Genomic DNA, 10,124 nt, shown 5'->3' on the forward strand with positions numbered 1-10,124 from the left:
TGCGATGAGGCGCTCTTTGCACTCAGGATGCGGATAAGGAGCCTCATGTCCGAGGAATACGTCATCATAGAGGAAACCGACCTTCATGGGTAATAATTCTATATGAAACCTGACGCCAAGTCAAAACCTCTTGACAGGGCCTGGCCTCTATTCCCCCAGATGCCTCGCCACATGGTCGGCGCGCCGCGCCAGCCTTTCTCTATGATCCTCTATGACCCTTCCGATACTGCCTGTATCGGCAAACTCGACATACTCCACCTTCCCGTCCTTTCGTTCCCGATACTCGCCATGGTCGTCTTCCAGTTTTGGGAAATATCTGCCGGCAATGTCTTCATACAAGTCGACGCTGTACAGGGGGGTTCCTGGATGAGAACGCTCCTGAGAAGAAAGGGAGAGGACTCTGTCCTTCTCATAAAGCGTATACTTCCCGTGTTCGCTCCGGTAACCCACGTAATACTTGCCGCTCTCTCTGTGGTACACGTCGGCATTCAGATGGAAGAGCCTTTCTCCGACCTTTTCAAAAAAAGTTGTCCCTCTGATCATGAAGGTCTTTCCTGCATTGCTCAATACCCATTCGGAAGTCATCCTGTCAGGGCTGTGGGTGAGAATGACCTTCTCCTTTTCCAGCACCGTGTTGTTCAGGCTCTGGTAATCCGTATGAACAACACTGCTCCTTTCAGCAATATCGTGGATAACAATCGATCCCTGAAAGGCGTTGAGGGCCTCTTCGTAACGCTCTTTGCTCCATGTTCGCTCGATATAATCATTCATATCACCGTAGATAACCGTAGCAGACTCGAATTCCTTCCTCGGCATTCTCATCTGCTGCTCTCTCTTTTCCGTGTAGAGTTGTTCCCACAGTAATACATTATGGACGGTGTCCGAGCTGAATATGAGGCTTTCCTCATCCGTACTTATTCTCAGCCCTATTCCCGGGACACCGTGCCAGACAGGCGATTTGAGCGGCTCGATCGTGAACCCCTCGGGGTCTTTGTAGACATTCTTCGCTTTTTCGTAAAAGACATCGGACGAGTAAGGATAAAAACTCTCGGGCTCAACCCATTCCTCATAGTGAGGGTCTCTGAAGAGGAGCCTCGGTCTTTTTGTCTTTGTGCTGATAATGATCTTGGCCCTGTCGGGGCCAACGATCCTGCCATCCAGGTCAATCACCGAGAGAGCCGACCTTCCCTCTCCTTGGTCGGTAGAAATGATCCGGTATCGTGGACGGGGGCCGATCCTCCGGTAATCGATAAACTCGTCGTAGGCGATATCGATCACCCTCTTTGAATCGCCTGAAAGGCTCTTTTCCAAGGCAGAACCTGATGCCCTCATGATTTCCTCGTGGACGGCCTCCGATGTGAGGAGGAGGACCTTCCTTGATACGTCCGGCGCGTACCTGCTGAAGAGGGCGAGGTCGGAGAACCACCGTTTATGGTCGTCATGGCAATGGGTGATGATGAGACCCGCGATGTCCTTCAGGCCATGGCCGCCGATCTGCTGAAAGAGCGGGGCGCCGCAGTCAATGAGATACCTGGACCGGCCGAAGGTCACCTGATATCCGATGCTTTTTCCCATCCTCGAAAAGGGGCCGTAATCGCCGAGGACTTCTACGAGAATGCCGTTATTCATGCCCTTCCCCCGTCCCTCATTACACGTCGAGCAAGGTGGCGTGCATGAGGACCCGTTCAGCTGCGCTCTTGAGGGTCGAAAGGTTCCTGGCATTATGGATCGCCATGGCCGCATATACGGAAAGAGAGTTCAGGAGCTTCAGGTCATCGAGCGTGAAGAGCCTGTCGGAGGTGATGCTCATGTTCATGACGCCGAGGTCATGGACATCGTATCTGAGCGGCACGCAGAGAAGAGACTGGATGTGCATCTCTCCTTTCTTGAACCGTGAATCCAACATGACATTATTCGCGAGCTCAGCATTTCCCGTCTTGATAACATCACCGGCAATGCCCTCGCCTGCGCAAAACTTCACCTTTTCCCCTGACTCGACGCCGAAGGCGGCCCGTATCGAGAGGGTCTTATCATTTTCATCAAACAACATGATCGAACCGTTGTCTGCGTGGACGAGATTCTTTGCTTCGTCAAGGATAAGGTTGCAGGCGCCGTCAACGTCCATGCTCGCCGTGAGGACGTCCAGCCTGCTCTTCTTGAATTTCGTCAGCTCCTCATTGAGCCTCCTGATCCTCTGGCTCATCGACTCGAGGATCTTGAATACCAGCGTCGGGTCCCTGCTTATGGTCGCAAAGAGTTTCTTCTTGTCGATGCTCAGGACCCTCGCATCACCTTCGGAAATGACTGTTGCCGAACGCGGCAGCCTGTCAAAGAGCGCCATCTCTCCGAAGATGTCCCCTGATTGGAGCGTTGCGATGGTGACATTTCCGGAGGCAGCCTTCTTTGCTATCCTGACCTTTCCTGACTGTATCACATACATCACCTCTGCCGTATCACCTTCATGGAAGATGACCTCACCGTCAGAGTAAGTCTTGCCGAGTTCTCCTTCCTGCATCATTTCCCCCTATCGTTTTGGCCGGTTTTCAGGCCGCCTTCACCATTGCCTTTGCAATCTCCTTCAACAGATGGAGATTCATCCTTACATCGAGGGCCTTCGGGAAGATGTTTCTGTACCGCTCGTTTCCCGTGAACATATCCCAGAGAATGGAACTCAGTACCACGTGGCCGGCGACTCCCTCCTGCTCCCTCTGGATAACCTCGAGCATCCCCTTCGTGAAGACGCTGTTTTTCCTCAATATATCAGTAACGGCATAAAGGACCCTCCCGAAATAGTTATCAATAAGAATGCTCCGGTAAACCGGTTTGTAGCTTCCCTTGAGGTGCTGCCTACCCACTCCATGAAACACGACGGTCTTTGCTATCGCCTTGCCCATCAGATAGGCAGCCCCCAGTCCGTCCTTGAAGAGCCTCGTCGAACCGGCATCTCCACACATAACTACCCTGTCAGAGAAGGCTATCTTCGGCGCGCCTACGTTCATCTTCGGCAGGCACCGGCACTCCAGCTTATAGGGATCCGATTTCGGCAGAACAACTTTCACAACAGGCTTGTCAAGGAAATCGTCTACGGTGCGGCCATGTATCTCGCTGCCCAAGATACAGAGTGTCACATAGGCCCCTTTCGGTATCATAGCAGCGAATTTCAGGCCCTTGTCCGGGAGAAGGAAAAGGTGGATCGAATTGCCAAAATATTGAGCTACTACTTGTTCACTCATATGGAGTTCTGCGATCGCTGTCGTGACTGTCAGCGGCTCTTCATAGCCGAACCCCATACTCTCGATCAGCGTGCCTGCCGTGCTGTTTACGCCGAAGGCTCCCACAACGAGGTCTGCTTCCATAATCTCACTGTTCCTGGAAAGGGGTACCGGTTTCTTGTTCCTATAAGTGATGCCGTCAATCCGTAAGGGCTTGTGGACAGCGCCTTCCTTCACCGCCTGCCTGAGGAGGAAATTGTCGAAACTCTCTTTCTCCCCGGCCATCATGCCCTTCGGTCCGCCTCCCCTGTAGACCGTGGCGATAGTCTTCTCAAAGTGGGGAGTGGCGATAAAAACAGAGCCTTCATTGGTATGGAGCTTATACGAATTGATACCTTTCCGCACCACGGAATCAGGCAGGTTTATCCCCTCGACAGCCAGCGTCTGGACAAGGAGCTCAGAAATGATGCCCCCGCATCTGTTGCAGCCACCCGGACCATCCTTCGTAAAATCCTTGGGCTCGAAGATGGTTACGTTTAATTCTTTTCCGAGCATCCTCGCCATCTTGAGTGCAAAGATACTGAAGAACGATCCCGACGGCCCCCCTCCTATGACAGCGATCTTCGCCCCGTCGTTTAAAACATCGGGATCGGCGCTCTCACTGACTGAATGCATCATAGCCCCCAGCACCCGCCCAAAAAGGAGATCATTTTTGCTGCCCCGGTTTCAATCTAACCTATCACTTCCCCCATTCCTTGTCAAGTCGCGACCCTTTGTAACGATGTAACGATCCTTTGGCGAACCGCAGGTTTCCTGTCGTTGTTTTTTGAAGAACGAGAAGTATATAATCATGGAGCGAAAGGTCAAACGGTCACGAAGCCCTTTGCGCCACAGACGAATTTTTCTGCAGAGAGGATCTGATCATGAAACTGAGAGTTCTTGGATCTTCAGGCGCCGAATTCCCCGGGCATAATCCTCCGGGATTTCTCCTGAGCGGCAGGATCCTCTTTGATGCCGGAAGCCTCACGAATGTGCTCGGCGAGAAGGAACAGCTAAGGATTAAGAACATCTTTATCACCCATGCCCATCTCGACCACATAAAAGGGATACCCTTCCTGGCAGACAATATCATAACGAAGAACCACAATCGCAGCGTGAATGTCATGAGCATTCTGCCGGTGATCAAGACAATAAAAAGAGATCTCTTTAACAGTTCTGTCTGGCCCGATTTTACGGTAATCCCCGACCCCTGTAATGCGATCATAACCCTCGTTGAGGTCAAGGAGGGTAGTCCCGTACTCGTAGATGACTATACCGTCACTCCCTACAAGGTAAATCACTCGGTGCCTGCAGTGGGATACCTTGTCGAGGATTCGCGGAAGCGGCTGTTCTTTTATACCGGCGATACGGGACCGACAGACCGGACATGGAAGAAGATAGGAAACAGACGGATCAACGTGCTGATCATCGAGGTCTCCTTTCCCAACAGGATGAAGGAAATGGCGCTCGTGGCAAGGCACATGACTCCCGAGTTGCTGAAGGAGGAATTATCAAAACTGAGCCATATGCCCGAGATGGTCTGCGTCACCCATCCGAAGCCCCAGTACTTCGAAACGATTCGAAAAGAACTCGCCGCCCTCGGGATCGGGAACCTCAGGCTGCTGAAAGACGGGGAGATAATCACAATCTAGGGCCAAGGTAGCCATCATGAATGTTGCAAGGTATTACGGCGAAGGCGACATCCGCATCGAGGAGATGCCCGTCCCTCTTATCGGCCCAGGAGAAATGCTCATACGGATAAGGGCGAGCGGCATATGCGGCAGCGATGTCATGCATTGGTACAGGGCCGGCAGAGGCCCCCTTGTCCTCGGTCATGAGATTGCGGGCGAGGTTGCCTCGGTCGGCGCCGGGGTCGGGACGTATAAGGTCGGTGACAGGGTGACGGCCTCTCATCATGTGCCCTGCAATACCTGCCATTACTGTCTCAACGGCCACCACACCGTATGCGATACGCTGAGAAGCACAAATTTTCATCCCGGGGGATTTGCCGAGTATGTGAGGCTCCCTTCGATCAATGTCGACAGGGGCGTCTATCTCCTGCACCACAACGTCTCCTTCGCTGAGGCGACTTTTGTTGAGCCCCTCGCCTGTGTTTACCGTGGACAGCGGATTGCCGGCACGAGGGTGGGGAAAAGCGTCCTTGTCATCGGGAGCGGCATTTCGGGCCTGCTGCACATCCAGACGGCAAGGGTCCTCGGTGCCTCGATGATAGGAGCCGTCGACATCGTCCGGTACAGACTCGATTTCGCAAAGAAGCTCGGTGCGGACGTTATCTTCGAGGCAGGAGACGATCTTCCTGAATCCTTCAGGAGAATGAACAGAGGGAGACCGGCTGATATTGTCATCCTGACTACCGGCGCCGAAAAGGCGATCTCTTCAGCATTTCGGTCCGTTGACAGGGGAGGGACTATCTTATTCTTCGCTCCTGCCAGCAAGGGGGTTGCCGTCCCTCTTCCGGTCAATGACCTTTTCTGGCGGAACGAGATAACCCTGACATCGTCATACGCCGCGAACTATGATGAGCATACGGTCGCCCTGGAGCTCATCAGACAGGGCAAGGTTAACGTCGGCGACATGATAACGCACCGCTTGCCCCTTTCGGAGACAGCGAAGGGGTTCAGCCTCGTCGAAGAAGCAAAGGAATCGATGAAAGTGATCATAGAACCTTGAGGCGACAATACCAGACCGTTAAAACCGCATCGAACACGCAATTCTGTCATTGCCGCTTGTCCGCAATCTTTCTTCGAAGAGGGATTCGACAGGCGGGAATGACCGTAATGAGGCATTATCCTAACGTTGTAAACTATGGCAAGGCAGGCATGGATCGAGGCCCTGTACAGGCGATGAGATTCCGGCAATGAGGTACTTCGATGACTTCATCGTAAGTGACCTCCCGCATTGAGCATACAGCGGCGGTCGGCAACCATCAAAGGTATCGCGATACAAGGCTTCTCGCCATACCTGCCTTCGCGAACAAGATCGTTTTATGCACTGGAAGGATTACTTACTTGTCAAGGAGGAGGAACGATTATGGATTGGGGACTGAAGAACCGCCTTTCGAGAATCATCAAGCCTGACGGAAAGACCGTCATGCTTGCAGTGGATCATGGATATTTTCTCGGGCCTACGACGGGTCTCGAAGATGCTGGCAAGACGATTAAGCCGCTCTTGCCGTATGCTGACGCGTTGATGCCGACAAGGGGGATCGTCCGCACCTCAGTGGACCCCTCCTCTGAGACGCCGATCGTGCTCAGGGTGTCGGGAGGGAACAGCATTCTCGACGAAGATCTCTCGTACGAGGGGATAACGGTCTCGATGGAGGATGCTGTGAGGCTGAACGTCGCGGCAGTTGCCATCTCCATCTACGTAGGTTCTCCTAATCAGAAGGAGACCCTCCTGAATCTCGCGAGACTCATCAATGAGGGGCAGCGATATGGGGTTCCCGTGCTTGCTGTTACGGCAGTCGGGAAGAATATGGGAAAGGACGTCCGGTACCTTGCGCTCGCCTGCCGTATTGCGGCCGAGCTCGGCGCTCACTTTGTGAAGACTTACTACTGTGAGGGGTTTGAAAAGGTGGTAAAGACCTGTCCTGTTCCCGTAGTTATGGCGGGCGGGAAGAAACTGCCCGAGCCTGAGGCGCTGGAGCTTACTTATAATGCGATAAGACGGGGGGCAGCAGGTGTTGACATGGGAAGAAACATCTTTCAATCTGAGGCGCCTGTTGCCATGATTCAGGCAGTAAGGGCAGTCGTACACGAGGGCGCGAAACCCCGGGAGGCCCATGACATCTTCAATAGCCTCAAGAGCGCCAAGGCAAAGGAGAAGAGACCGAAGATGCAGGGCGCTACCGCGAGCAGGGAAGAGCTCAGCAGGCACTAGCCCAGACGTCGGCTCCGAAGGTTGTGAATTATAAGGGCTAGCCCTTCCCTTCAGATTGCCCAACGGGACTAACCGAGCAAGAGAGCGTGGGGTTCCGAAAAGTATAGCCTTTTCGCACCCTCTTCATGTATTATGTTCTCAATGCTCAAGCCATTCTCCATAACCGGCGTAGGAAGCCTCCCTCATCGTGATGCCGAGGAGGCCTGCAGGCTTGTGCTCCAGACCTTTGATATACCATTCTGGCCTCAGCTCCCGAAGATATCCTTTCTCGAATGGATGATTACCCAGTACTCCGAAGGGATGCCCTTCGTCAGGATCGACGCCGAGCATGAAAGCATACACATCAGCAGGGATAAGGGTGATGACCTTGAGAGGTTCTATGAATCATGGACCGAAGCCTCCAAAATCGCGATATCGGAAGACTATGCCCATGGTCTTCACGCCTTTCTCAAGATGATCCGACCGAGACATTTCAAGACCTTGAAAGGCCAGATAACAGGTCCTCTCACCTTTACCCTCGGGCTCAAAGACACCGAAGGGCGCCTTGTCTATTTCGATGAGGAGCTCCGCCAGATAGCGCTCATGCTCCTCCAGGCGAAGGCGAGATGGCAGATAGATCAGCTCAGACAGTATGCCGACAGTGTGATCATATTTATTGATGAACCGATCCTTTCAGCCATAGGCAGCAGCACGTATCTCGGCGTAAGCAGGGACGAAACACTCAGGCTGCTCAGGGAAGTCTCGGATACGATCAAGGCCTCAGGAGGCATCCCCGGCATCCATTGCTGCGGGAATGCCGACTGGCCTCTCGTCATAGAGACCGGCGTATCCGTGATCAACTTCGATGCCTATGCTTATTTCGAGAACCTTGCCATGTACTATACCGATATCAAACCCTTCCTCGAAAAGGGCGGGCATCTCGCATGGGGCATCGTGCCCACGACAGATGCGATAGCAAGGGAGACGCCCGAGACCATCATCGCCGGTTTTCAGAAAAAATATGCCTCTCTGTCTGAGCATATACCAAGAGAGCTCTTGTCGTCCCGGACACTCCTCACCCCCTCCTGCGGCGCCGGGTCAAGGACGATACCTGAAACGATAAAGATCTTTCAGCTCCTCATGAGGGTCAAGGAAGCATCCCTTTGAAAGGGGTATTCATCTCATTTGAGGGCATCGAAGGGACAGGGAAGACAACGCAGGCACGACTCCTTGCCGGCCATCTCTCGGACAGAGGATACGCCACGGTTCTGACGGAGGAGCCAGGCGGCACGCCGATCGGTTTGAGGATCAGGGAGGTACTCCTTAAGGTCGAACATAGAGAGATGCACCATATGACCGAGCTTCTCCTCTACAATGCATCCCGCTGCCAGCACATCCATGAAGTGGTCCTGCCGGCGGTCAATTCCGGCAGGATCGTTCTTACCGACCGCTTCACCGATTCGACGATTGCCTATCAAGGCTATGGCAGGGGCATTGATCTCAGCGTTATCGATGCCCTGGACAGGACCGCGACGGGCGGCTTGAAACCCGATCTCACCCTGTTGCTCGATCTCGATGTGGCAACAGGCCTGAAGCGGAACAGAGGCGCCAACAAGATCGACCGCCTCGAACTCGAAGACATCGAATTTCATACCAGGGTACGCGCAGGATACCATAAACTCTCTCACAAAGAGCCTGAGAGGATACGGCTGATCGATGCCTCAGGATCGATAGAGGAGATACAGCAAGAGATCATCATTATGGTGGATGATTTCCTGAAGAAAGGAGCAACCGGTTCATCTGTGAACTAAGGATAAGTCGCGACAATTCCTTTGAGTATCTTCAACTGATGTCATATATTTACCGGATTTCACCACCAGCATTGCACAACCTGCGTTCCCGATAATCTTCTCTGTTGAGCTTCCCATGAGAAGTTCCTTGATCCCCGTTTTCCCGTACGTACCCATAATGATCAGATCCACACTCCGGTCGCATGCCATCCCGACCACAACATCACAAGGCCTCCCTGCAGGTATAAGTGCTTCCACCGGGATACCCTCCTTTTTTGCGGCCTCTCTGACTTCGTTAGCATTTGCCATCGCTTCTCCCCTATCGGCTTCTGAGCAGACGGCGGAGACCGCAATGATATTGCTTCCACAGCGTTTCGCAATTTCAATCGCTTCTGAGGCTGCCGCATGGCTGTGCCTCGAACCATCAGTGGCAACTAATATATTTCTGCATTCAATCCTCGCGGCCTTCGGAACAACTAAGACCTTGCACGGCGCATGACAGATAACTTTTGCGGCTACACTACCCATCAAGATCTTCGTTAGTCCTCTCCGGCCACGTCTTCCGATGACAATCATGTCTACCCCTCTCGCCACAGCCGCATCCACTATCAGCCGATGGGGCTCATCTCCATGGACAAGGACGGTTTCACAGTTTAAGCCCTCTTGTAAAGCTCTTTCTTTCACAGAGTGGAGATGTTCTCTTGCCTCTTCCTCTTCCTTCTCGAAAACATTGGTGCCGCTGATCTCATATCGAGGAACTGCTGACATCAGATAGAGCATGCTCGAACACTTTTTGGCAAAGCTTATTGCCTCCCTCACAGCCCCTTCGCTAAATAGAGAACCATCCGTCGCTACAAGCAACTTCTCAAGTCTTGATAGGGGGCAAAACTGTACGGAATTCATGGAAGATGGCGTGTTCAACATCCGACAATTCTCTCACAATGACGTCTTTGTCCTTCAAAACATGGCCTCGAAAACCCACTTTCCGCCCCCTCGTCGAGGAGGGGTTGGCTTTGTCGGGACGCTCCTTAATTTCCTTTTACCACAAAAAAAGCATTTGTCAAGTTGGAACTTTAGGAGGTTATTGCCTATAGACATTTGAGTGAGTGATTTCAGGAATTGATGAATTAGTTGTTCAAGCAGGGCAAGACTGGGATTCTTAGGAACCCGGATGACGATAATACCTCCCGATTTCTCCGGTGGG

Annotated in this window: 10 protein-coding genes; 5 read left to right on the forward strand and 5 right to left on the reverse strand. The window is 52.8% G+C overall.

Annotated features, from left to right (window positions below):
• Positions 1-147: 147 nt before the first annotated feature.
• The 3 genes from VFG09_14785 to VFG09_14795 are packed head-to-tail and all read right to left on the reverse strand — an operon-like array spanning position 148 to position 3,890.
• Complete coding sequence (locus VFG09_14785) at positions 148-1,629, reverse strand: hypothetical protein (protein HET6516417.1); 1,482 nt, start codon at positions 1,627-1,629, stop codon at positions 148-150.
• 19 nt (positions 1,630-1,648) lie between these two features.
• Entirely contained in the window at positions 1,649-2,518 is an 870-nt protein-coding gene (locus VFG09_14790; GenBank protein ID HET6516418.1) for a cyclic nucleotide-binding domain-containing protein, read from the reverse strand.
• Between the two features lie 25 nt (positions 2,519-2,543).
• On the reverse strand, positions 2,544-3,890 hold the full coding sequence (locus VFG09_14795) for a hypothetical protein (protein ID HET6516419.1): 1,347 nt from the start codon (positions 3,888-3,890) through the stop codon (positions 2,544-2,546).
• A gap of 245 nt (positions 3,891-4,135) precedes the next feature.
• On the opposite strand from VFG09_14795, the gene VFG09_14800 reads away from it, so the two are divergent.
• From VFG09_14800 to tmk, 5 genes are all read left to right on the forward strand, one after another.
• A complete protein-coding gene (locus tag VFG09_14800) occupies positions 4,136-4,903 on the forward strand; it encodes a 3',5'-cyclic-nucleotide phosphodiesterase (GenBank protein HET6516420.1) in 768 nt (255 codons plus the stop codon).
• Positions 4,904-4,919: 16 nt separating this feature from the next.
• Positions 4,920-5,942 (forward strand): alcohol dehydrogenase catalytic domain-containing protein, encoded by a 1,023-nt coding sequence (locus VFG09_14805; GenBank protein HET6516421.1) that lies wholly within the window; start codon positions 4,920-4,922, stop codon positions 5,940-5,942.
• A gap of 360 nt (positions 5,943-6,302) precedes the next feature.
• Entirely contained in the window at positions 6,303-7,151 is an 849-nt protein-coding gene (gene lsrF, locus VFG09_14810) for a 3-hydroxy-5-phosphonooxypentane-2,4-dione thiolase (GenBank protein ID HET6516422.1), read from the forward strand.
• Between the two features lie 141 nt (positions 7,152-7,292).
• On the forward strand, positions 7,293-8,297 hold the full coding sequence (locus VFG09_14815; GenBank protein ID HET6516423.1) for a hypothetical protein: 1,005 nt from the start codon (positions 7,293-7,295) through the stop codon (positions 8,295-8,297).
• Positions 8,294-8,941: a dTMP kinase gene (tmk, locus tag VFG09_14820; GenBank protein HET6516424.1), complete on the forward strand. Its 648-nt coding sequence runs from the start codon at positions 8,294-8,296 to the stop codon at positions 8,939-8,941. Before VFG09_14815 ends, tmk begins: the two co-directional genes overlap by 4 nt.
• Here the strand turns inward: tmk and VFG09_14825 are convergent.
• Together VFG09_14825 and VFG09_14830 are read right to left on the reverse strand one after the other, a co-directional pair.
• Complete coding sequence (locus VFG09_14825; GenBank protein ID HET6516425.1) at positions 8,927-9,844, reverse strand: universal stress protein; 918 nt, start codon at positions 9,842-9,844, stop codon at positions 8,927-8,929. The two genes, tmk and VFG09_14825, sit on opposite strands and share 15 nt — an antisense overlap.
• A 33-nt stretch (positions 9,845-9,877) precedes the next feature.
• Positions 9,878-10,124 (reverse strand): hypothetical protein (locus VFG09_14830; protein ID HET6516426.1); only part of this gene is annotated, 247 nt, incomplete at its 5' end.

The organism is Thermodesulfovibrionales bacterium (assembly GCA_035686305.1).
In the GTDB taxonomy this organism is placed as follows: Bacteria; Nitrospirota; Thermodesulfovibrionia; order Thermodesulfovibrionales; family UBA9159; genus DASRZP01.